The 23191-nt window shown below is 46.3% G+C and carries 16 protein-coding genes; 10 read left to right on the top strand and 6 right to left on the bottom strand.

The window, feature by feature from the left end:
- Positions 1-113 precede the first annotated feature (113 nt).
- Positions 114-725 carry a TetR/AcrR family transcriptional regulator gene (locus tag ACGHZ6_RS03920; RefSeq protein ID WP_390617494.1) on the top strand — a complete coding sequence of 204 codons (612 nt, stop codon included), beginning with the start codon at positions 114-116 and terminating at the stop codon, positions 723-725.
- Positions 726-743: 18 nt separating this feature from the next.
- Here the strand turns inward: ACGHZ6_RS03920 and ACGHZ6_RS03915 are convergent, their stop codons facing one another.
- From ACGHZ6_RS03915 to ACGHZ6_RS03900, 4 genes are all read right to left on the bottom strand, one after another.
- Complete coding sequence (locus ACGHZ6_RS03915) at positions 744-1559, bottom strand: hypothetical protein (RefSeq protein ID WP_390617493.1); 816 nt, start codon at positions 1557-1559, stop codon at positions 744-746.
- Positions 1560-1670: 111 nt separating this feature from the next.
- Positions 1671-3317, bottom strand: coding sequence for an AMP-binding protein (locus tag ACGHZ6_RS03910; RefSeq protein ID WP_390617492.1), 1647 nt, complete (start codon positions 3315-3317; stop codon positions 1671-1673).
- Between the two features lie 17 nt (positions 3318-3334).
- Positions 3335-5704, bottom strand: coding sequence for an enoyl-CoA hydratase-related protein (locus ACGHZ6_RS03905; RefSeq protein ID WP_390617491.1), 2370 nt, complete (start codon positions 5702-5704; stop codon positions 3335-3337).
- Between the two features lie 149 nt (positions 5705-5853).
- Positions 5854-6642 (bottom strand): alpha/beta hydrolase, encoded by a 789-nt coding sequence (locus ACGHZ6_RS03900; RefSeq protein ID WP_390617490.1) that lies wholly within the window; start codon positions 6640-6642, stop codon positions 5854-5856.
- Positions 6643-6827: 185 nt separating this feature from the next.
- Between ACGHZ6_RS03900 and ACGHZ6_RS03895 the strand changes: the two genes are divergently transcribed.
- The 5 genes from ACGHZ6_RS03895 to ACGHZ6_RS03875 all read left to right on the top strand — a co-directional run bounded on the left by ACGHZ6_RS03895 (position 6828) and on the right by ACGHZ6_RS03875 (position 15912).
- A complete protein-coding gene (locus tag ACGHZ6_RS03895; RefSeq protein WP_390617489.1) occupies positions 6828-7865 on the top strand; it encodes an AraC family transcriptional regulator ligand-binding domain-containing protein in 1038 nt (345 codons plus the stop codon).
- A 183-nt stretch (positions 7866-8048) separates the two neighbouring features.
- The gene (locus ACGHZ6_RS03890; RefSeq protein WP_390617488.1) at positions 8049-10478 is read left to right on the top strand and encodes a TonB-dependent receptor; all 2430 of its coding nucleotides are present in this window, start codon (positions 8049-8051) and stop codon (positions 10476-10478) included.
- A 176-nt stretch (positions 10479-10654) separates the two neighbouring features.
- Complete coding sequence (locus ACGHZ6_RS03885) at positions 10655-13231, top strand: CoA transferase (RefSeq protein WP_390617487.1); 2577 nt, start codon at positions 10655-10657, stop codon at positions 13229-13231.
- Positions 13232-13322: 91 nt separating this feature from the next.
- A complete protein-coding gene (locus ACGHZ6_RS03880; protein WP_390617486.1) occupies positions 13323-14474 on the top strand; it encodes an iron-containing alcohol dehydrogenase in 1152 nt (383 codons plus the stop codon).
- Between the two features lie 13 nt (positions 14475-14487).
- Positions 14488-15912, top strand: a complete 1425-nt coding sequence (locus ACGHZ6_RS03875) for a coniferyl aldehyde dehydrogenase (protein WP_390617485.1) — start codon at positions 14488-14490, stop codon at positions 15910-15912.
- A 137-nt stretch (positions 15913-16049) separates the two neighbouring features.
- Here ACGHZ6_RS03875 and ACGHZ6_RS03870 read toward each other — a convergent pair whose 3' ends face one another.
- Together ACGHZ6_RS03870 and ACGHZ6_RS03865 are read right to left on the bottom strand one after the other, a co-directional pair.
- Positions 16050-16976 (bottom strand): alpha/beta hydrolase, encoded by a 927-nt coding sequence (locus ACGHZ6_RS03870; protein WP_390617484.1) that lies wholly within the window; start codon positions 16974-16976, stop codon positions 16050-16052.
- 132 nt (positions 16977-17108) lie between these two features.
- Positions 17109-19232, bottom strand: a complete 2124-nt coding sequence (locus ACGHZ6_RS03865) for a TonB-dependent receptor (RefSeq protein WP_390617483.1) — start codon at positions 19230-19232, stop codon at positions 17109-17111.
- Between the two features lie 317 nt (positions 19233-19549).
- On the opposite strand from ACGHZ6_RS03865, the gene ACGHZ6_RS03860 reads away from it, so the two are divergent.
- The 4 genes from ACGHZ6_RS03860 to ACGHZ6_RS03845 all read left to right on the top strand — a co-directional run bounded on the left by ACGHZ6_RS03860 (position 19550) and on the right by ACGHZ6_RS03845 (position 23190).
- A complete protein-coding gene (locus tag ACGHZ6_RS03860) occupies positions 19550-21283 on the top strand; it encodes an amidohydrolase family protein (RefSeq protein ID WP_390617482.1) in 1734 nt (577 codons plus the stop codon).
- A 99-nt stretch (positions 21284-21382) separates the two neighbouring features.
- Positions 21383-21943 (top strand): GTP cyclohydrolase I FolE, encoded by a 561-nt coding sequence (gene folE / locus ACGHZ6_RS03855; RefSeq protein WP_390617481.1) that lies wholly within the window; start codon positions 21383-21385, stop codon positions 21941-21943.
- Between the two features lie 36 nt (positions 21944-21979).
- Positions 21980-22483 carry a 6-pyruvoyl tetrahydropterin synthase family protein gene (locus ACGHZ6_RS03850; RefSeq protein ID WP_390617480.1) on the top strand — a complete coding sequence of 168 codons (504 nt, stop codon included), beginning with the start codon at positions 21980-21982 and terminating at the stop codon, positions 22481-22483.
- A 2-nt stretch (positions 22484-22485) separates the two neighbouring features.
- Complete coding sequence (locus ACGHZ6_RS03845; RefSeq protein WP_390617479.1) at positions 22486-23190, top strand: SDR family NAD(P)-dependent oxidoreductase; 705 nt, start codon at positions 22486-22488, stop codon at positions 23188-23190.
- The last annotated feature ends 1 nt before the right edge of the window (position 23191 follow it).

Below are 23191 nucleotides of genomic sequence, written 5' to 3'. Positions count from 1 at the left end.
TTTTAATGTAACTGTCAAGGGGGGTTCTCCTACTCTATTGCGTACAAGCATGGACAAGAGACAGGGATATCAAGATAATTAAACAATCAAGTCATTTTTTATAAGGAAACAGCATGACCAATCCTCGCCAAGCCAATCGTGAGAAGAAGCGCAAGCAGAAAGCGTTTGAACTTCTTGGTGCAGCAGAACGTCTGGTTAAATTAGGCACATCTATCAGTGCCATCACCGTCGATATGCTTCGCCAAGAAGCAGGGATGGCGAGATCGACGTTTTATGTTTACTTTGAAGACAAGATAGATTTAATTTCCACACTGATGGAACATATTTTTGAGGAAACACTGGATCCTGTTACTCGCTGGTGGAATGTGACTGAACATAGGACTCAGAAAGAGCTAATCGAAGTTTTATTGGAAGCAGGAAAAGTACTACAGCAAAATCAAGTCGCGTATCAAATGATTGAAGAATCAGCACTGTATGATGATCATCTCAAAGCCAGCATCGATAAAGTAAATCGTTCAACGATTCAATTAGCACAAAAGGCGGTAAAAAAAGAGCAAAAAGGAGGCAGCATTCGCACTGACGTAACGCCTGAGATGGTCGAAGATCTGCATTGGATGACAAACAGGGTTTTAACCTACAAGGTCATTTCTCAAAGTTCTAGTAATCTTTCCCGTCACTGCACCTCACTAGCCAGCATTATGTGGCGAACCTTGTATGACGACTAGGTTTACCTCTGCTAAGAATTAAAAGACATGCTCCTTGAGCTTGTACTCCGATATAAGGGCCGGCAACGAGTTTTCTCTTACAACTATTACAGCAGCTTCCAGAGCCTTAAGAATCTGCGTAGCGGCCTCACCATGTTTTTTGGCAGAAACAGCCATAACCAGTGCGCCAGCAGGGTAAAGACGACGTATAAAAAGCTGATCTTTATGATTTTTAGCTTCATACAAGTTGAGGATAGCGGTATAACTAACTATGCAATCCAATCGCCTGGCAATAAGCTGGCCCAAACCTGATTTATTGGATGAATAAAAAAGCAATTCCTCATTGATTTGAAAAGTCTCTTTGGCTATCTGCTTAATTTCTTGAGGTGCCCTTAAGATACCAATCTTGGCCCCCACCATACTCATACTCACTGCAGGATCACATCGCCCTCCTTTGATGGCGATCAAGCCTGTATTGATATTTAAAATTCTTTGGCGACCAACCAAGGCGCCCCGATAAAGCTCTTCTCCCCCCCAATGCTTTTCCTGTGCAGTTCCCGCTGCATTTACTGAGTAGAGCGCTACATCATATACTCTGCCCTTTTTAAATTCAGCCGACATGCGTCCAGGAGGGAAGTGAGATAAGGTAATACTAATACCCAATTCTTGACCTATAAGCTGAAACTGGTCCGCCAATAATCCCTCTGCTTGGCCTTCTGACCACTCCAGAATACCCTCACCATCGAGCCAGGTTACCACAGCAAGTGATGAGGGAAGACTTGCTTTATCGTTGGCGTAAACCTGAAGGACAGGAAGCCATAAAATAAACATTGTAATAAGATGCTTTTTCAACATAACCCTGGGTTCTGTAAACTCAAAAAAAACCTATATGAAAAACTCATATAGGCTAGTGTAGTCAACAGATAGAAGACCCAAAAGTTAGTGCAAACTAGAATAGTGTGATTGTTATACGGTTTCTGTAGACGCCTCCTCAGTACAGACACCTTTTAACGGATTGCCTTGCCACAGCCTCTGATAACGAGCCTCAATAGCACTACGCTTCAGCTTAAGAGTTGGAGTTAGCAAACCGGATTCTATCGTCCAAGCGTCCTCAACCAATAACAACGCATCCAGTTTTTGATGCCCCTCCAGACCGGTATTAACGTCCTGCAAAAGTACATCCAGCGTACCCGTCACCTCGGTAGAGTTTTTAGATACATTATCAGCGAGCACGATAAGTGCTATCGGCTGAGGTAATCCGGAACCCACAACACACGCTTGCTCAACCAAGCCACAGGCTGACAGCTTCGATTCAATCGGAACCGGCGATACATATTTACCCTTCGCCGTTTTGAACTGTTCCTTTACACGACCGATAATGCGTACTGCCCTAGACCCGGTAAACTCACCTTTATCGCCGGTTTTAAACCAGCCATCCGCAAAGGCTTCCGTGGTTGCCTCTTCATTGAGATAATACTGCTCAAAAATAGAATCGCCCCGAATAAGAATCTCACCCTCATCAGACAGCGACATATCGAGCCCCTGCAACGGACGACCAATGGTACCCAGATCTCCACTGATGAAAGGCGCATTACTGCAACCAATACCACTGGTTTCAGTCATTCCCCAGCCTTCACCGATTTCTATCCCCAAGCGCTCAAACCAAACCAGCAATTCCTTGGAAATTGGCGCCGAACCTGAGCCAAACGTCTTGCAATGTGAAAAACCCAACTTGCTGCGAATTTGAGCAATAACCGCGTCTTTCTGCCCGGACTCCAGCATAAGCTGTAATTGCTCATCCGGGATAACAGACAGGATTTGCGAACGAAATTTCAACCACAGCCTAGGCACTGATATAAACAGAGTCACCTTGGCATGGTGAAGATCATCAACAAACGTCTCAAGCGAATCGTTGAAGAAAATCTCCAGGGAACGGTAGAAAGAACCCATCCCCACAACTGAGCGCTCAGTAATATGTGCCATCGGCAGGTAAGACAACACACTATTATGGCCAGACTCAAACAGATTGTTAGCGCCAATTACACCGGCGGCAATATTCTTGTGAGTGAGCACCACCCCTTTAGGGAAGCCGGTGCTACCTGAGGTATAGACCAGCGTTAAAATGTCATCGGGGTCAGGCTCCGCTACACGCTCGCAAGGCGCGTAGGTTTCTAACCAATGATTCCATTGCAGATCTGAGGATACCGACGGATAAGGGAAACCAATTGTCGTTATGCTGCTTGTAATAGCAGACAAAGCATCAGCGCTATCGAGCTTGCCCACAAACAACGCTTTGGCTTCACTGTGCTTCAGCACATAGTCAATGGTGTCTGTTCCGGCCGTGGCATAGATGGGCACGCTGATCATACCAGCCATCATAATCGCGATATCGGCTATAACCCATTCCGCCGAGTTTTTGGCAAGGATAGCAATACGGTCCCCGATTGCGTAACCCTGATCCTGCAGACCTGTTGCTATACGACGTGCCTGTTGTTCAACATCGTAGTAGCTGTAGGTTTGCCACTGCCCCTCTCTGGGCTGATGTAAGTACGGGGCTTCTGGTGAGGCTTCTACGCGCGCCATAAACGCGGCTAACGGTAATACGTAACTCATTGATTAATCACCCAGCCCTATCGGCCACGCCATTGAGGTTTGCGCTTCTGCGCAAATGCGGTAGATCCCTCAAAGAAATCTTCGCTATTGAGCAGGTTATCAAATACCGAATGCGGCATAGTGACCGCCTCATCGGTACTCGCCAGTGTTGAGCTTTCATTGTAAAGCTGCATACTGGCTCTTACTGATACCGGAGAAACCGCGGTTATCTTTTCAGCTAATTCTTCTGCTTTAGCCAGTAATTGATCGGGACTAACCACATAGTTAATCAAACCCGCTTCAAGTGCTTCCTCGGCATTAATAGGCTCACCGGTTAACATCATTTCCATCGCTTTCTTAGTGCCAATCTGACGGCCCAGACGCTGTACTCCACCCGCACCAGCAAACAGCCCGACTTTTACTTCCGGTAAACCAAACTGTGCATGATCAACAGCCACGATAATATCGGTCGCCATGGCAATTTCCAGACCACCACCCAAAGCCAAACCATTTACCGCAGCAATAATCGGTTTAGTACGGTTAACTCTTGAGGTTAAACCCGCAAAGCCGGTTTTAGGAATCCAGAACTCCTGACCCGATGCCATATATTTCAAGTCATTACCGGCAGAGAAAGAAGCATCGCCTTCGGCAGTGATAATAGCTGCCCATAATTCATCTTCAGCTTCAAAGGCATTAAAAATGTCTTCCAATTCCTGGTTTGCCGGTGGATGCAAGGCGTTGCGTGCTTCAGGTCGGTTCATGGTGACCTTTAGGATATGGCCATCACGCTCAACCTTGTTGAATTCATAACTATCTTTAAATTCATGAACCGGCTGTGGAGAAAACTCCGCCAGTTTCTGTTCAGAATAGGCGTAGCGGTTGCCCTTCGGATCGGCTTCTACATAAATAGTCGATCCCAGCTTATCGCCCTGCAATGTTTGCTGTAATGTCTCTGCATCAAAAAATGGATTCACCGCGTAGAAGCGTTTACCGCTGTCTTTCAAGCGCCCGATCACAACACTGTTGAGCGGATTACCTTTAAAGCAATTGATGGTATAGGCTTCCAGTACCGCTTCCCCCTGAGGATATAATTCTGTCTCTACGTCCGGGGCTTCATCCACAAACGCTTGCCAAGGCTGACTATCACACGCTTGCCAAGCTTCTGTCGGCGCTTGCGTTGAATAAACACCCACAGAATGCTTGGACATCCAGCCGCCATTACCATACGCCATGCCAAATGTTCCGGGTTTGGTGCGCAGGTTTTCAATCAGTGAAGCAATACCGTGCATGGTGTAGTTGTTACCCGGCCCACCAAAGAAAGCCAAGCCACCGGTTTGAGTTAATGGCCTTGGATCATCTTGCGTAATACCCAAAATATCGCGAGCTTCGCTAATAACAATCGGGAAGCAGCTGTAAATATCAAACTGATCAATTTCACTGCTGTCTTTACCCGCTGCAGACAAGGCGCCTTTTAACGCCCACGCCATGGCCTGAGAACGCCCCAGTTTTTCTCGCTTCAGCAATACACGTTCTTTCGTATCCGCATAACCGTGCAGGAATACCCATTTGTCCTGCGGGATACCCAAAGATTTTGCCTTGCCCACGGTCGTCAGCAGTAATGCAGCAGCCTGGTTCACACCGTCTTTGGCTACCAGATGTTTGCGGTAAGGAGAGCAAATCATGGGATTGCTTTCTGACTCATCCAGTAAATCAGCCTGTGAATAAAAGGCCCGATACATTGAATAAGGGTTATTCGCGGCAACTTCCGATAATTTCGACAGCTCTTGTGCCATGACACTGTTATATGCGGACTCATCCATGCCCAGCTCACCACGGCGTGCCTGCTCCATCAAGCCGTAAAACTGTATCGGTTGCAGAAGCTTATGCTCAAACTCCATGCGCGTTACCATATGGAAACCGTCAAAGCGACCACGATCGTCCAGGCTACCATCGACCTTCTCACGCCAATCCAGTTTTACCTTCTGCTTACCCGCCACCTTAATACTGGCCATGGCTTCACCGCCGGTGAGCAGCACCATTTCACATTCACCGGCATTGAGTTTTTCAAAATATTCACCCACCAGCTTTTGCGGTGATTGGCCACCAATCACTTCATACACGGCTCGCTTAGGATCGGCGCCTACACGATTTGCCACCGAACGGGGGAAATTGTTACTGCCACCAAACGGGCATCCCCAGGTTGGGGTGGAATCGGCAAAGGTTCTAACACCTACAACGGTGTCGATATGAGAGCCTAACGCTGTAGCGCAGTTAGCATCTTCAATTGCATGACGAGAGGCTTCTGCCGCCAACTCATAGTGGGACATGCAGGCTTGGAGGTCTTCGGGAACGGGCTGGGTAAACTGGCCAACACCAACAATGATAGGGGTATTATCTTGGCTACTCATAAAACTTACATCACTCAATAGAAAATGGCTAAATATCTGCGATTTTTATGGATTTTTCGCAATAGCTAGAGATGTAAGACTACTTAAACTCCTTCGCTCCCAACATGATGAAAGAGGACATTGTAATGAGAATACTTTGAGGTAGGAGTTTATCGAGAAAGCCACTGGTGAATAGCCTCCGCGACCGATTTCCAGCGCGGCTCAAGCATCATATCATGACCCATTCCCTGAAATAACTGTAGCTCTGCGTTATAGGCTTTAGCGGTTTGCCTAACTTGCTCCATCGAAAAAACACTGTCGCTATCAGAGCCTACTACCATCATATCCGACACAATCAGCTTTGTTTTCGGCAAGTGAAGCAGCATATCCAGAAAAGCCTTAAAAGATTCCTCCCCCATCAGTAATCGATAACGGGTAACATCTTCCTCAGGCATTTCTTCACTAAAGGCAAAAGCACGTGTCAGCTGGTTATCAGAAATCATATAGCGCATATCCCGCAACCCCAGCACCTTTAGAGACATAATAGGAGATCGTAAAAACATTCGTAGCATCGTTTTAAATACTCCGCGAGGCGGCGCAGAAGCAAGGAGAACCGTGCGCGGAGCCCAAAAACGCTCCAAATACTTTTGAACAATAAAACCACCCATAGAGTGACCGATCAGCACTGGTGATGGGCCATGACGGTTTTCAATATCGGAAACCGTAGTTCTGACATCATCAACATAATCTTTAATGCCAACCTTACTGAGCGGGCCAGCAATCGGGGAGCCTCCATGCCCTCGAAGACTCAAAGCATAACAGGCGAACCCTTCACGCGAGAAATAGTCGAGAAATAGCTCCCAACACCAGGCTCCGTGCAATACACCGTGGATAAATAGCAATGGAGGCTTATTCGGGTCTGCAGTTTCCCCCCCCGATTCCAGGACTTCAAGCGCCATATCAATTTATACTCCATCACTCACCTAAATTCGTACAATCGTTTAATGCTTAGGCAACAACTTACGATCTAATTTGTCAGAATATCAAAGACTCGATCTATGATTTATGATGATTGCGGACAATCAACCGCCAAGCTAAGATATGACCAAAAGAACAGTAAAAGTCCTCTTTTCAAAGGCTTGACATGACCTCGTCCCAACCGCCCGCAATATTCTCAGCCTTACGCTTAAAAGGTATTAAGCCCGTGCTGGATAAAATGGTCTATTTGGGGTTCGATCTCAAAGCCTGCCTGAATGACACAGGTATAACGGTAGATCAGCTCAGCGCCTCTGATGAGTTGCGAGGCGGCATTTCCCTAGAACAAGAATTTACCCTGTATGAGAATATATTGAGGCTATCAGGCTCTCCCCATATAGGGCTGGAGCTAGGTACTGCCTACAGCGCGGACTCTTTGGGCATACTCGGCTATGCACAAATGTCCGCTAAAAACATGGAAGAATCGATCAAGATAGCCACCAGCTATTCGCCGCTCACACTGACTTATTTCAAACCCGTGATGATCAAGCAGGATGACTTTGGAGGCATAGCGCTAGAAAAGCAGTACGAAGTACCTGAACATCTTCTCCAGGTTTTTTCAGACAGAGCCGTAAAGGCTGTAATATCCATTGCAACCTCTTACTATGATCACCAAAATATCTTCAGAAAGATTCATCTGATGCATAACGACTGCAACAAGGCTCTTTATGAAAAGAGTTTTGGCTGCGAAGTTGAATTTGGCCACCACCGCAATGAAATCCTTATCAAAAAGGAAGACATGCTCCGCCCCTTCCCTGAAAGCGACCCAGAGTTTTCAAGAAAGTGCCTGGAACAATGTCGCAAGATAATGCACACATTTCAAGCACGCTCAGAATTGATATCCCAGATTAAGGAGATCATCCTATCTGAACCAGGCTATTTCCCAAAAGCCAATGAGGTGGCGGAGAAGCTTGGCTGCACTCCCAGAACACTTCGCAGGAAACTGTCTCAAGAAGGTGAACACTACCAAACTCTGGTCAATGAGGTCAGAGCTGAACTGGCTAAACGCTATTTAAAATCCGATCTGCCGTTAGACGCCATAGCCGAAATGCTGGGCTTTAGTGAAGCTGCCGCCTTCTCAAATGCCTTTAAGGTATGGGAATCCATTTCACCCAGTGAATACCGCGAATCACACCAACACCAGTAAACTCAGCCCCCATAAATCGGACTCAGTGTCCGTTTTTATCATTCAGTCACTCCGCCTTTCTCTCTAACCTAACCTTTCATACGCCTCCTTAATGAGGGGTATGCAATCAAAATAATATAAAGCGATCGCTATTCAGCACCTTCTATTCTTAGCAGCCTGTCTAGCATCAGTGAGAGATACGTCATGATGAAAACGAGAGTAATACCTTTAGCAGCGGCTATTGCTGCCTGTTCAACCCCTCTGACCTATGCACAAGATTCAGGACAATCTATTGCAACACTGGAAGAAATTGTTGTAACCGCTCAACGTCGAGAGGAATCACTAAGTGAAGTGCCACTGTCTGTAACAGCAGCAGACAGCGAAGCATTAGCACAAGCACGCGTTGAAAATATCGCCAATGTATCGGCTATTTCCCCTAGTGTACAATTCAATGTCTCTAACAATTCCAGCGCTTCGGCAAATATTGTGGTTCGCGGCTTGGGGACAGTGGGTAATTCTCGCAGCTTCGAGGGCGGTGTAGGCGTATTTATAGACGGGGTTTACAGAACACGGTCAGGCGCCGCTTTGGAAAGCTTCCTGGATGTCGATAGCCTACAGATACTACGTGGTCCGCAAGGTACCCTGTTTGGAAAAAACACCTCAGCTGGCGCGGTTATTATTAATTCTACACTTCCCTCATTTGAAGACGTTGAAACATCCTACAACATCGGCTTTGGTAATTTTGGATCTCAAGATTATAAGGCTGCAATTAATATCCCGCTGTCAGACTCTTCAGCTGTACGTATAGCTGCCCTATACTCGGAAGATGATGGCTTCTATGAAGATGTGAATACTGGGGACGATCTAAATGGTAAGGATACTGAGGCCATTAAATTACAATGGCTCTGGCAACCTAATGAAGAGCTTTCTGTTCACCTGATTGCAGACAAGCTGAAGTCCGAAGGCAATGTTGGTTATGGCACTACTGACCTGATTGATTCTGATATCACAGCCTTAACCGATGCCATACAGCTGGGTAATGGCCTTACACTCCCCTCCGATGATTTAGGCGATTTTGAATCTGCACTAAATACCAAAACCAAGCAGACTGTTGACGATGAAGGATTAGTTTTAAAAGTTGAATACGACACCGATGCAGGTGTTCTAACCTCAACAACTGCTTACCGCCAATATAGTTTAATCCAAGATCAGGCTGATGGTGATTTTAGCGGTGCAGACTTACTCATTCTGGATGAGGAATTCAAAAGTGACTTCTTTTCACAAGAATTTACCTTTGCGGGGGATATCGAATCACTCAATGGTGACTACATTCTTGGTCTGTTCTACTCAAAAGAAGATATTGAAGCTGAAAGGGATTTATACTGGGGTAGTGATGCTAACTTTTATTACGACACAGTCATCTCCGGCCTAATTAGTGAAGCAATTTCTAATACTGTCGCAATTGATACCGATGCTCAAGCAGGATTATTCGCTTCCGAAATCATGGAAGCCGAAGCAGAATCCATCGCTATTTTTGCACACGCCAATTTTGACTTGGGCGAGCAATGGAAGCTGGTTGCAGGCCTACGCTATTCCGAAGAGAAGAAGTCTGGCTCCTTCTTAAATGATTTTATTGATACCCGTACTGGAGTCATAGGCGTTACAGCAGCATCGGTTCCTGTAGAACAGGCAGCCTGTACCGCACTAGGCAACTTAACCCATGTACCCGCTGGTTTTGGCGGCCCAGGTTGTGCAGGATTACTTAACCCCTTCTCAACATTAGGTGTAATGCCCTCTCCAGCCTATGATGAAGATCACACTGACAGAGCCTTCAGCGGCACATTGGGTTTGCAGTATTTTGTCAATGAAGACACCATGGCCTACCTGACATTAAACCACGGTTTTAAGGCCGGTGGCGTAAACATTGATGCCAACGCTGCTGGTACTGCTGCCAATAACCCAGCCTTGGTACTTGGAGCAACACCGCTTGACCCAACCTATGATCCAGAAACCATTGATGGGGTCGAGCTTGGCCTGAAAACGACTTACTGGGATGGCAGAGCTCGAGCGAATATTGCCGCCTTCTACAATGAAGTTCAGGATCTGCAAGTTGCTCAATTTGTTGGCCTACAGTTCACGATTTTAAATGCCGATTCCGCTAAGTCCTACGGTATTGAATTCGAGAATATGGTACAGCTCAATGACACTTTCTCGGCCTCATTGGACGCAACCTGGCTACCTTACGCCAAATATGGTCGTGATGACGCTATTGATGAATCCTTATCAAACCAGCGAATGAAATGGGCTCCCCATGTTACGGCAAATGCAGCATTAAATTTTGAGCAGCCCATTGCCGATAACTTTAGCCTTACCGGGCGCGTACAATATCAATATCGCAGTTCTCAATATATCAGTTCAAACACCTTAGCTAAGGATGACAACCTTGGTCTGATTAACGCCAATCTCGCCTTGGTGTCAGAAGACCAAGGCTGGCAATTGGAGCTGTGGGGGCAAAACCTGGCAGGAAAAGACTATGCCACCTATGCCTTCAGCACCCCACTACAAACAGGGGATATGGGCGCCTATGCGGGAGCACCACGAACTTACGGAATCACCTTAAGAGGCTCTTTCTAAAATATCAATACGATTTTAACCTCCTCTCTTGACTGGCGGCTTCGGCCGCCTTTTTTATTATGATGCTATCGCCTCGAATATCCGCCAAAAGACCGCAATCATCATGTTCCATATGAGGACAAATGTAGACAATAAAGAGGAAATCTGTAACCACAATAAGAATGACGACGTGCGATATGAGTAATACGACAGAGAATAAACAGCAAACCACCAAGCTACTATCAGGCATTCGCGTTATTGATCTGTGTGATCTTAGAGGCCAAAGCTGCGGCCGCCTGCTCGCCGATCTGGGAGCTGACGTTATTCTGGTAGAACCCATAGACGGTATGCGCTCTCGACATAGAGCACCCGTGTACAACGGCACCAGCCTGCACTTCGAAATTCACAACGCCAACAAAAAAAGTATCAAGCTCAATTTCTCAGATCCTGTAGATCTCGATAAATTCAAACAGCTCATTCAAAGCTGTGATCTGGTAATCGATGGACGTAACCCTGCCGAATACAACATTATCGGTATGTCAGCAGAAGATATTCGTCAGCTCCGTGAAGACCTGATTGTTTTAAGCCTGACAGACTTTGGGCTTACCGGTCCCTATAAAGATTTCATCGGATCTGAGGCTGTGCACCTTGCAATGGGCGCCGTACTATCTCGTTCTGGCGTCAATGGTTCAGACCCTATTCTCCCTCCCGGTGAACTGGCATCAGAAACGGCGGCCATCCAGGCCTGCTGGGTCGCTTTACTGGCCTACTGGCAAAAACTGCATAACGGCCAGGGTGATCTACTCGATTTTTCCATCAATGATGCAGTGGCACAAATCTTTGATCCCGGTGTCGGCGCTACAGGCAGTGCAGCCGCAGGCAGAACAGCCATTGAAACCGCGATTAATGGCAGACCCATTGTAAAAATGATTCCTGGCAAGTTGCCATCGGTTGCCCTGTTGTACCCCATCTTCAAATGCGCTGACGGCCATATCCGTATCTGCCTTCTCAACCCCAGACAATGGCAAGGCATGTCTGAATGGCTGGGGGATAACCACCCATTCCGTCATCCAAAGTATGAAACCAATATCAACCGCATTATGAAGGTTGATAAAATCAACAAACTACTGGCTGAGTTCTTTTCTGATAAGCCTCGCGAACAACTTGTGATTGAAGGACAAAAACGAGGCATTCCTATTGCCGCCTTAAGTTTACCTGCCGAAGTATTCGATGAAGTACACTTTCAGGAAAGAAGCCTGTATACCGATTATGTGATTGGATCTGATAACGGTCTCGCACCTAGCGGCTATTGCCGTGTTGATCAGCAACGGATCGGCATCAAACAACCAGCACCCAAGTTGGGCCAAGACAACGAACAGGTTTTAAGCCAGATTCCTTCCAAACAAGCGGCCCCCCAACAAGAATCCACCAGCCATTTACCGTTACGTAAACCACTGGCAGGCATTACCGTTCTTGATCTGGGCATCATTGTCGCCGGTGGTGATTTAGGTCGCTTATTTGCCGATCAGGGCGCCAATGTCATCAAGGTAGAAAACCATAAATATGCTGATGGTTTACGCCAGAGCCTGGATGGTAATCCCGTCCCTATCTCCTTTGCCCAAGCTAACCGCAACAAGCGCTCATTAGGGTTGAATCTGCGCAGCAATAAAGGCAAGGCGCTGTTTAAGGAGTTGGTAAAAACTGCAGACATTGTTATTTCAAACTTTAAACCCGGCACCATGGAATCTTTGGGGTTAGGGTTTGACATCCTCCAGGAAGTGAACCCTGGCATTATTTGCGCCGAAAGCAGTGCCATGGGTAGCTTCGGTCCCAAAGCAAAAACCATGGGCTACGGCCCATTAGTAAGGGCAAGCTCGGGCCTCAGCGGACTTTGGCGTTACCCGGGTAATGACATCGTTTGTGGCGACAGTATCACAATTTTCCCGGATCACTTTGCCGCACGTATCAGCGCCGTCGCCATTATGGCCAAATTGATTGAGCGGCAACAAACCGGAGTCGGTGGCTTTGTCGATGTGTCGCAAGCTGAAACCATTATTAACGCATTAGCGACAGAGTTATTAAATGAATCACTCAACCCGGGTAGCCTGAAGCCTAAAGGTGGCAATGAACCCCATAATGCACCCAATGGATTATTCCCCTGCGACGGTGATGATGAATGGGTAGCGATTTCAGTGACTAACGATACCCAGTGGCAAGCCCTGTGCCGCGCGATGAAAAAACCTGAACTTGCAAACGATCCACACTTTTTAACCAGCGAACAGCGATTACTGTGCGCCAGCGAAATCACCCATATAGTTTCTGAATGGACACGTACTCGATCGCCATACGAGATAATGCGCCTGTGTCAACGTGAGCAAGTACCTGCAGGTAATATGCTGCGTCTGACTGAGTTTCTGGGTAACCCACACTTCCAGGCCAGAAAATTCTTTAACACACTGCATCAGCCAACCGCAGGCCGTCCGCTTGAAACCGAAAATGGTCCAGTGGGTTTCAGTCAAAACCTGCCCCAACCTATTATTAAGCCTGCACCTGTTCTCGCAGAACATACCCGGGAAGTCGCCAAAGAACTTCTTCAACTTGATGACGGTGCAATCAGTGCGCTGGTGGCATCGGGTGATTTAGAACTGGCTAAAAAACAACAAAGCCCGTTAAAACAAAAAATGAAAACAAAAGGCGTCACGTTTGCTATGAACGTGATCCTTAAGTATCACGCATTTAAGAACGCGTTTAACCGAGACACGATAAAAAGCTAATCAAGGTTCAAACACGCATTATTGGAGCGATTAAGCAATGTTCACTATTCAGACCCTATTTTATAAGTTCATTATGTTTGTAACGGGACTTATGATAAAAATTATTCCGCAGCCCAAGCCCACGGTTTATGCCGGACCTGACTCTTCGTTACAGCTGTGCAAGAATATTGCCCAACTGGGTCATTCACGCGTCCTTATTGTGACTGATGCCATGCTACATAAAATGGGACTATTGGATTCCGCCAAAGCACTGTTTGCTCAATCCGGTATCGAGGTAAGCGTCTATGATGGAGTAGAGCCTAACCCGACGTTTGCCCAGGTGTACGAAGGCCTTGAGATGGTAAAAGCCAATCAATGTGATGCCATTCTGGCATTCGGCGGAGGCTCTTCTATTGATGCCGCCAAATTGATCTCACTGGCAGCGACCAATAAGAAATCTCCGGAGCAGCTGGTGGGCTACTTTAAAGCTAAAACGCCAGGGTTACCGCTTTTCGCCGTACCAACCACCGCCGGTACAGGTTCGGAAGTTTCTCTGGCTGCCGTAGTTTCTGATCCTGCCACTCATGAAAAAGGCATTATCGCAGACCCTAAAACTGTCCCCGTTGCTGCTGCTCTCGACCCGAACATTATGCTGGGCCTGCCGCCTGCGATTACCGCCGCAACAGGTATTGATGCACTGACACACGCCGTTGAAGCGTATCTTTCTACACTGGCCACGGATGAGTCAGACGCTTATGCCCTAGCATCGGTGAAATTAACCTTTAAAAATCTCAAACTGGCTTACGATGATGGCAGTAATGTCGAAGCCCGTGAAGGTATGGCGGTAGCCTCTTTTTATGCCGCACTGGCATTTAACAAAGCCGCACTGGGTTATGTACACGGTATTGCCCATCAATTTGGTGGCCATTACAACACCCCCCACGGATTGGCCAACGCCATTGTACTGCCTCATATTCTTGAGTTTTTAAAAGATGCCAGCCAGGACCGTATGGCGCAACTGGCCACAGCCTTGAACTTGGGTTCTCCATCGGACTCCAATGCCGTACTCGCGCAAAAATTTATTGATGCGGTTCGCGAGCTGAATACTTATCTGAGTATTCCTGAAACATTGGATTCTCTCAAAACCAGCGATATTCCGGCCATTGCTAAAGCGGCATTAAAAGAGTCACATTACAGCTACCCGGTACCGAAATATATGAACCAAAAGCAGTGTGAAGCACTGGTCCACAAAATGGCGGGATAAATCAGGAGTTATCATGACAGCGAACGAGACATCAGTAGCCAGTGCAGCTCAAATGCAACACCTGTTAAATGAGCAACGCAAGGCACAATTAAAAGATCCTTATCCAAGCCTGGAACTGCGCGTTGACCGTATTAATCGGATGATCGATATGGTCGTTAAGAACCAGAATCAGTTTGTTGCTGCCGTCATGGAAGATTTTGAGAACCGCTCACCTATGATGACGCGGTCTTCCGATCTCATGCCGACTTTGGACAACCTCAAACATGTTCGCAAGCATGTGAAGCACTGGATGAAGCCGGAGAAACGTAAAAGCAAATTCCCTATGGGCTTACTGGGAGCGAAGTCTGAAGTCCGATACCTTCCCATGGGTATTGTCGGCAACATCTCCCCCTGGAACTTCCCTATTCAGTTGGCGCTCTCACCAATGGCCGATATTTTTGGTGCCGGTAACCGCATTATGCTGAAACCATCTGAGCTCAGTCCGCATTCATCACAAGCGATGGCAGAAGCGATTACCGCGAATTTTGATACAACAGAACTCGCTGTTGTACAGGGTGGGCCGGATGTTTCAGCTGAGTTTTCCAAGTTAAAATTTGATCACTTGCTGTTTACCGGTTCGACCCAAATAGCACGATACGTTTCCCAGACTGCTGCCTCGAACCTGATTCCACTAACACTGGAGCTGGGCGGAAAGAACCCTGTTGTGATTTCTTCTTCGGCCAACATCAAGCTTGCCGCAGAAAAAATTATGTGGGCAAAAACGTTAAATGGCGGTCAGATCTGCCTTTGCCCGGATAACATCTTTATTCCCGCGCAACATTTGGAAACATTTCTAGACGCCTGCAAAAATAGCGTCAAGAAGATGTTCCCTGATACCGCTAAAGACGAAGAATATACACACATCATTACTCAGCGCCACGCCGATCGCCTGAAGGAAATGGAATCCGAGGTAAGAGCCAGCGGTGCACGGGTGGTGTCACTGTCTGATGCCAACAGCCAAGGCCGTAGAATTTTACCAACGGCGGTTATCAACCCTCCCTCGGAGAGCCGTATCTTCCAGGAAGAGGTATTCGGAGGCTTATTCTCTGTATTCACCTACGATAACTTGCAAGATGTTATTAACACGATCAATGAACAACCCAGGCCTCTAGCGCTTTATTACTTCGGTAACACGGCAAAAGAAATCGACCAGCTCACGCTGCAAACAACCTCTGGCGGTATGGTCATCAATGAAATGCTGGCGCATATCATGCAGGAAGACCTCCCCTTCGGCGGTGTCGGAGATAGTGGTATGGGAAGTTATCACGGGTTTGATGGCTTTAAGAATTTCAGTCATGCCAAAGCCGTCTTTAAGCAATCGCCTATGGATCTCTTCAAAATACTTAGACCGCCCTATAGCAACACCATGAAGAGCATGATTTCAAAACAAATAAAATAGCTTTGTTTTATATATCGAGTGGCAAATTAGGCCGGCGATAAATTACTGACCGACAACTGCCACAGATATTTCACCAGTCTCTCTTGGATAGTGCTACATCGCTATCTCTCGGCGGCTTCGGCCGCCTTTTTTGATAATTAAGAACTCAATACTCGGCGTATAAAGGAAAAATGCCGAGAAAAATATCCAACAGTAATCTGAGCAGCTGGAGCAGCTACTTCAAAACCGTGAAAACCGCCCTGAACCACATCCAACTCTACCTTAACTCCAGCTAATTCAAGACGCTCTGCATAAACTTTACTCTCTGCATAGAAGAGATCCGCATCTCCGATTCCTATCCACGTTACAGGCAACCCTGAAAGATTATCCCTGCGTGCCGGTACAGCGCTCTCCAACACCTCATCGGAACCCGCTTCACAATCAAGGTACCAGCTCCACGCTGCTCTATTATTCTTATTATTCCACAATAGGTGTTTCTCTTTATCCAACGTTTGGTTATTACATGTTCTGTCATCAAGCATTGGACAGAACAATAACTGGGCCATTGGCTGCACACCGCCAAAATCGAGTATTCGTTGAGCCAAGAAGGCAGCTTGCCCACCGCCGCCACTTTGGCCTGCAATAATAATACGATTGGGGTCTACCCCTAACTTTCCAGCATTTCCAACAAACCATAACCATGCATCAAAAATATCATCACTGCCCGCCGGGTAAGGATGTTCAGGGGCCAATCGGTATTCAACCGATATAACAACCGCATTCAGTTCTCTTACATAACGGGAACAAATAGGATCATCCATACTGACACAGCCAGAAACAAACCCGCCACCATGAATCCACAATACCCCAACGCCTGATTTATCTCCGCCAGGTTGATAGACACGTATCTCTCCATGCTTAAGGGGAATATCTTGAGTTAAGACACCCTCAAGACAAGGTCTCTTTCTAGCCATCATCTTCAAGGTAAATCTCATAATTCTTAATAACCAGTAATAATGAATGGGAACTGGTGGAAGTTTTTTAGCGAGCCTTCTCAACTCTGGATGTATTTTATTGATATTCATCTGTAGACACGTTTGTATGGAAAGTGACTGATTAACACTAAGAGGAATTCACAAAAAAGCCGCCCGAGGGCGGCCAAAAAACTGTATTGGCTAACAACACAGTGAGAGAGACCTCAACATCAATCTTGCAATTTAAAAGTTATAGGCAAGAGATACACCGTAGGTTCTAGGCTCTGAATACTGCCCAATAAAACCGCCCAGTGATGCCAAATAGCTACCATTATTCAGGTACAACTCATCGGTTATATTGTTAACATAAGCTCTAACCTGGAATTGTTCCGAAACACCATTAAAGACAATAGACGCATTTGCCGTGGTATAAGAGGATTGATGAGTTTCATCATAGTCCACAAAGGCAAGCTTATAGTCATCCGAATGGTAAATCTCTGCCCGTAGTCGAATGTCATCCAACACATCACCATCGACAGGTATCACCCACTCAGCTCCCACACTGGCGGTATAGGCTGGAGCTCGAATCAACTCTTCTCCCTCAAGATCCAGGGTTTGGCTTGAATAGAGATCGTTGTAGGTAAAATCGGAATATTCACTATCCAGGAAAGACAATCCGACATTAAAACTTAAGGCTTCATTTAGGTTATAGACGACTTCAAGCTCAGCCCCCATCACTTCAGCATCGGCATTTTCAACCAATGTGGTGGCAGGAGGAATAGTGGCCGTTGCTTGCAGATCCGTATAATCATAATAAAACGCTGCAGCATTGACCGTGAGCCTGCCGTCCATCGCCTGGGATTTCACACCCACTTCATAGGCGTCAAGCTCTTCCCCTTTAAACAAATCAGAAGAGCTAAGCTGATGGCCACCAGACTTAATACCTTGTTGCCAATGTGCATAGATATTGATGTCATTGGTCAGGTCATACTGAAGACCTAATTTTGGTAATAAGTCGTCAGTTTCAAATTCACTGTCGTTAACCCCAAAGAACTCGAATTCCTTTTCTTCAACGTTGTAACGCAGACCGGCATTAACTCTCAAACGATCTGTCAGTGAGTAAGTCAAATCGGTGAAGAAAGCATAGGACTCTGTTTCTTCCTTAAGATCGCCCGCGATCACACTGCCGGCCAATAGCAGATCTACCGGCAATACCAAGGAGAAGGTTTCTTGAAAATAGTAAGCGCCCAGCAACCAACTCAGCTTCTCTGTTTCACCGTATAGATTGAATTCTTGACTGAATGATTCTGAGGAACGTGCAGAATCAATCAAATCAGAATAAAAGGCATCGGTTGCATCCGCATCAAAGGAGGCAACAATATCATGATCAACATAACCTGTTACACTTCGCAACGATACACTATCAGAAATATCCCAATTGACTCGAGCAGAGACAATGGTTGTTTCAGCATCTCCAGAGAAATCACCATCACCATAGGTTTTATTCGGTTTAAGCGTCTGATTATTCCCAGGGGCAAAAAAGTCAACCAACACTGCCGGTGAAAGCAGCTGTTGCAACCCTACTGCGGCATCGCTAGCCTCATGCTGAGCCGACAAATCGATCATCAATTCATCAGAGGGGTTAATTTGCAACGCAACCCGACCGTATTTCACATCGGTCTCTACAATGTCTTGTCCGGTGTTAACTACATCTACATAACCATCCTGAGACTCCTGCCCCAGACTCACACGATAAAGCACCTTATCGGAAAGAGGACCAGACGCAAATCCACTCACAGCATAACCATCACGGTCTTTTAGGCCTACGCGAATACCCGCTTCAAACTCCTCTGTCGGAGCGCGGGATACAAAACTGATAGATCCGCCGGTCGCATTTCGGCCATATAATGTACCTTGTGGTCCACGCAGCACCTCAACTCGATCCAGATCAACCTGCCTTAATGCCGACATAGTCGCACGAGGCAGGAAAACCCCATCAACATAAGAAGCCACGGCAGGCTCAGCTACACCAGAATCTACGGTTGTGCCAATTCCCCTGATGGTAATAAACGCTGTATCACCCAATTTACCAAATTGCAGATTAGGTATTTGCGCACTCAGGTTCTCAATATCACCAATACCACGAGCCTCAAGATCAGAACCACTGACCTGCGAAACGGATGCGGGGATATCCTGAATACTTTGCTCTCGCTTGGTAGCAGTAACAACCACTTCCTCAATCATAAAATCCGCTGCACTGACATGCTCGGTTACCGGCGTCAGCACAGCAGCCAATACCGCAGTAGATGCCATGACTGAGAAGCGGCTTTTATATTTCTCTACCTCTAGCGTCGACTTATACATCATCAACTCTCCATCTTTATTATTGCGTTTTTATAAATTATTAACTTTGACTATATCTGTCTATCACTCCCTCCAACAAAGGGTGACACATACGAATATTTGTGTCACTCAAAGGGTGACACAAACCAATATTTGTGTCACTCAAAGGGTGACACATACCAATATTTGTGTCAACATACCAAAAGTGACATATTTTATCATTTGTCACCCCAAATAAGTTATTACAAAGAATATCCTTAATCATCATGGTTATTACACACAACCATTCCGTGCAGTAACACCATTAGAATGCCACTTAATATAGAGTTTAGGAGAATATTATGGGCGATTTCGACACCATCATTGAGGGCGGCTATATCGTTGACGGTACTGGATGCCCTGGCACCTACGCCGACCTGGCTATCAGTAACGGCAAGGTAGTTGAGATAGGAAACCTGAAAGATAGAAAAGCCAAACATCGAATTGACGCTGCCGGAAAAATTGTCGCACCTGGACATATAACAGAACATACCCATTACGATGCGGCTTTATTCTGGGATCCTTATTGTTCCGATTCTGGTGAAAATGGTATTACTACCGTTGCCAATGCAAACTGTGGTTTTGGTCTAGCACCTGTGAAGAAGACAGATCTTGAGCGCTGCATGCAAATGATGGAAACCACAGAGCAAATTCCCGTTGCCCATCAACGAGCTGCGTTACCTTGGAACTGGGAGACCTTCCCTGAATACCTGGATGTGATTCGACAGCAACCCAAAGGTATAAACATCTCCACCTATTTACCCATCAATCCCCTATTGATCTATGTTATGGGCGTAGATGCCGCCAAAACGCGCCGCCCTACCGAAGCAGAAATGACGGAATTGCACCGCCTGATTAATGAAGCCATGGATGCTGGAGCACTGGGTATATCCATGTCGGTGATGGGCGCAGAAGGAAATTCACATTTAGATACTGACGGCACGCCCATGCCAACCGATGTTATCGACGAGCACACCATTCTCGAACTTAGTCGAGCAGTGGTAGAACGTGGCGAGGGGGTTATTCAAATGCTTTCGCAAATCGTTTACTTTGGGGATCGCTCTATTGCCGAAAAAGTCGCAAAACTGGCTCATGGAACGCCAGTACGCATTATCCACAATGTATTTCTGACCCACGATCTACTTCCTCAAATGGTTGATGATGATCTGGCCTGGTTAAATGATATGCGCAGCAAGGGCTATAACATTACTGCCGGAGCGCAACTTAACCGCGGCTGGATTGAAGGCGGCCTGCGTGAACTTGACAGTGCAGCAGGTCAACTCAATGCCATTCGCCAAATTTCAGCCTGCAACTCCGATGAAGAGGTTCTTGCATTAATACGCCAGCCTCAATTCGTACAGGCATTCTCTGAAGAATACGCCAGCTCAGGCCCCAATAATGGTGCTGCGGGTTTGGAAGGTCAAACCATATTGGATATTGGTGATAACAAAGCCCTTGAAAAATATATCGATAAATCCCTTGGTCAGATTGCCGCTGAAGAAGGTCGAGATATTGTTGAAGTGTTAATTACACTGGCCAGCGATAGCGAGCTGGCACTGCAACTAAAATCCGGCTGTATTAGTGCCGAGGATCCCGCCCAAGCCATGAAACTGATGCTTAACCCCTATATTGTGCCTGGGGGTTCAGACGGCGGCGCTCATACAAAGTCCTTTGGTATGGGACACTACCCTACCGATTTACTGATTCGATTCGCGCGAGAAGAAAAACTGCTTTCCGTTGAGGAGATGCACTTTCAGCTAGCCTACAAACCTGCCAGATCGCTTTTGATCAAGGATCGGGGGGCACTATTACCCGGATACAAGGCCGATATTATTATTTACGGTTTAGAAGAGCTGCATTTCGATAGGGAACGCTATGAAATCGCCCACGATATGCCCAACGGTGACTGGCGAAGGAAAAGTAAATCAGGCGGTTACTCCTACATCATTGTTAACGGTGAAGTGACTCACTTGAATGACAAGCCAACCGGTAAAACGCCAGGTGAGTTCGTTCAGGTTACCCGCAATCGAGGCTGATAATACCTAAGTTACGGCAGCATAAGGGATATATGCTGCCTACCTTAGTATGGAAAACTCTCCAACAGTAAATAATGCCCAGTTTGTTGAGGTAGATGTATGAGTAAACTATTTCTAGAGAATGCCTATCTTGATGTCATTGCCAGTGTTGACGACCCTCTCCGGGAGGGCCTCAAGGATACCCCTGCTAGAGCTGCAAAAGCCTTCCACTTTTTGACTCAAGGTTACAACAAAACAGTAAAAGATGTGGTCAATGGTGCACTGTTTCCTTCTGATAACAGCGAGATGATTGTTGTTCAAGATATCGAGCTATATTCTCTGTGCGAGCATCACCTCTTGCCTTTTATTGGCAAGTGCCATGTAGCTTATATCCCATCAGGCAAAGTGATCGGCCTATCCAAGGTAGCAAGAATAGTGGATGTATTTGCCAGACGCCTGCAAATTCAGGAAAACTTGACCACACAAATTGCCAATGCCATTAGCGAGCTAACAGCAGCTGAGGGTGTTGCCGTCATCATTGAAGCTAAACATTTATGTATGATGATGCGAGGGGTAGAAAAACAGAATTCCTCCATGAAAACATCAGCCATGCTTGGTGCCTTTCGCGATAACCCTGCCACAAGAAATGAATTCCTCTCATTACTCAAAGTAGCATCCTAAGCAATTAGTATTTCTCTGCAATAAAGAGGTATACATATGAACAGCCCTAGCAATAGATTCACAACGATACGCCTCGCCAAAGAATATATGAAATTCTCTGCGGCACACTTTACCGTCTTCTCTGCAACGGAACGCGAAAGGCTTCATGGGCATAACTTCACCGTTACTGCCGAAATAGAAGCGCCAGTCGGGCAAGACGGGCTCGCATTTAACTACAGACTCTACAAAGACAAACTCAAGCTTTACTGCCAAGCACTCGATGAATATTTATTACTACCGGGAAAATCGCCTCATCTCGAAATATCCAAAAATAATGGCTGCTATCAGGTCAACTTTGACCATGAAACGCTTCACTTTCCTATTGCTGATACACATGTGCTTCCACTATTAAACTCGTCTGTAGAAGAGCTGTCGGCCTACATTCTCAATCAGCTATTGAGTTCCCACACAGATTTAAATAAACACAATATTAGAAGAATCTTAATCAACGTCTCATCTGGTCCAGGACAATCTGGATCCAGCGAATGGCAGAAAGGCTAATCATGAAGAAAACATTACTAATTACAGGGGCTAGCCGAGGAATTGGACTGGCTACCGCAGAGCTATTTAAACGTGAAGGATATGAAATAATTAATATTTCACGAACCGCTTGCCCCATCGAAGGCTCAGTTAACTTACGCGCTGATTTTTCAGATATATACAGTTTAGAAGTCATTCAAGACAAGCTAATCAATGAGATCTCTGCAACAGATTCAATCACACTTGTTCATAATGCCGCACTACTTGCTAAAGGCAGTATACAGCAGATTGATAGCCAAGCATTTCAAAGCTCCATGACGGTTAATGTTATATTCCCAGCAATGCTTAACCAGGTTGTGATACCTCATATGCCCGCCAAGTCAGCAATTATCTATATAGGGTCAACTCTAAGTGAGAAAGGAGTAGCCAATTCTGCGGCCTATGTCACCTCTAAGCATGCTGTGGCAGGAATGATGCGCGCAACCTGCCAAGATTTAGCAAACACAGAAATTCATACGGCCTGCGTATGCCCGGGCTTTACAGAAACAGAAATGCTAAAGGAGCATGTCGGCACGCAGCCAGAATTACTTGCATCTATTGCTGCTCAATCAACAAAAAACAGGCTTATTGCCCCATTAGAAATAGCGAAAACCATCTATTTCTGCGCTCAAAACCCTGTCATCAATGGCGCTTTGATTCATGCAAATACCGGCCAGCTAGAGATGTAAA

Source organism: Maricurvus nonylphenolicus (assembly GCF_042854845.1).
GTDB classification, from domain to species: Bacteria; Pseudomonadota; Gammaproteobacteria; order Pseudomonadales; family Cellvibrionaceae; genus Maricurvus; species Maricurvus nonylphenolicus.
This window is presented reverse-complemented; position numbering and strand designations above follow the sequence as displayed.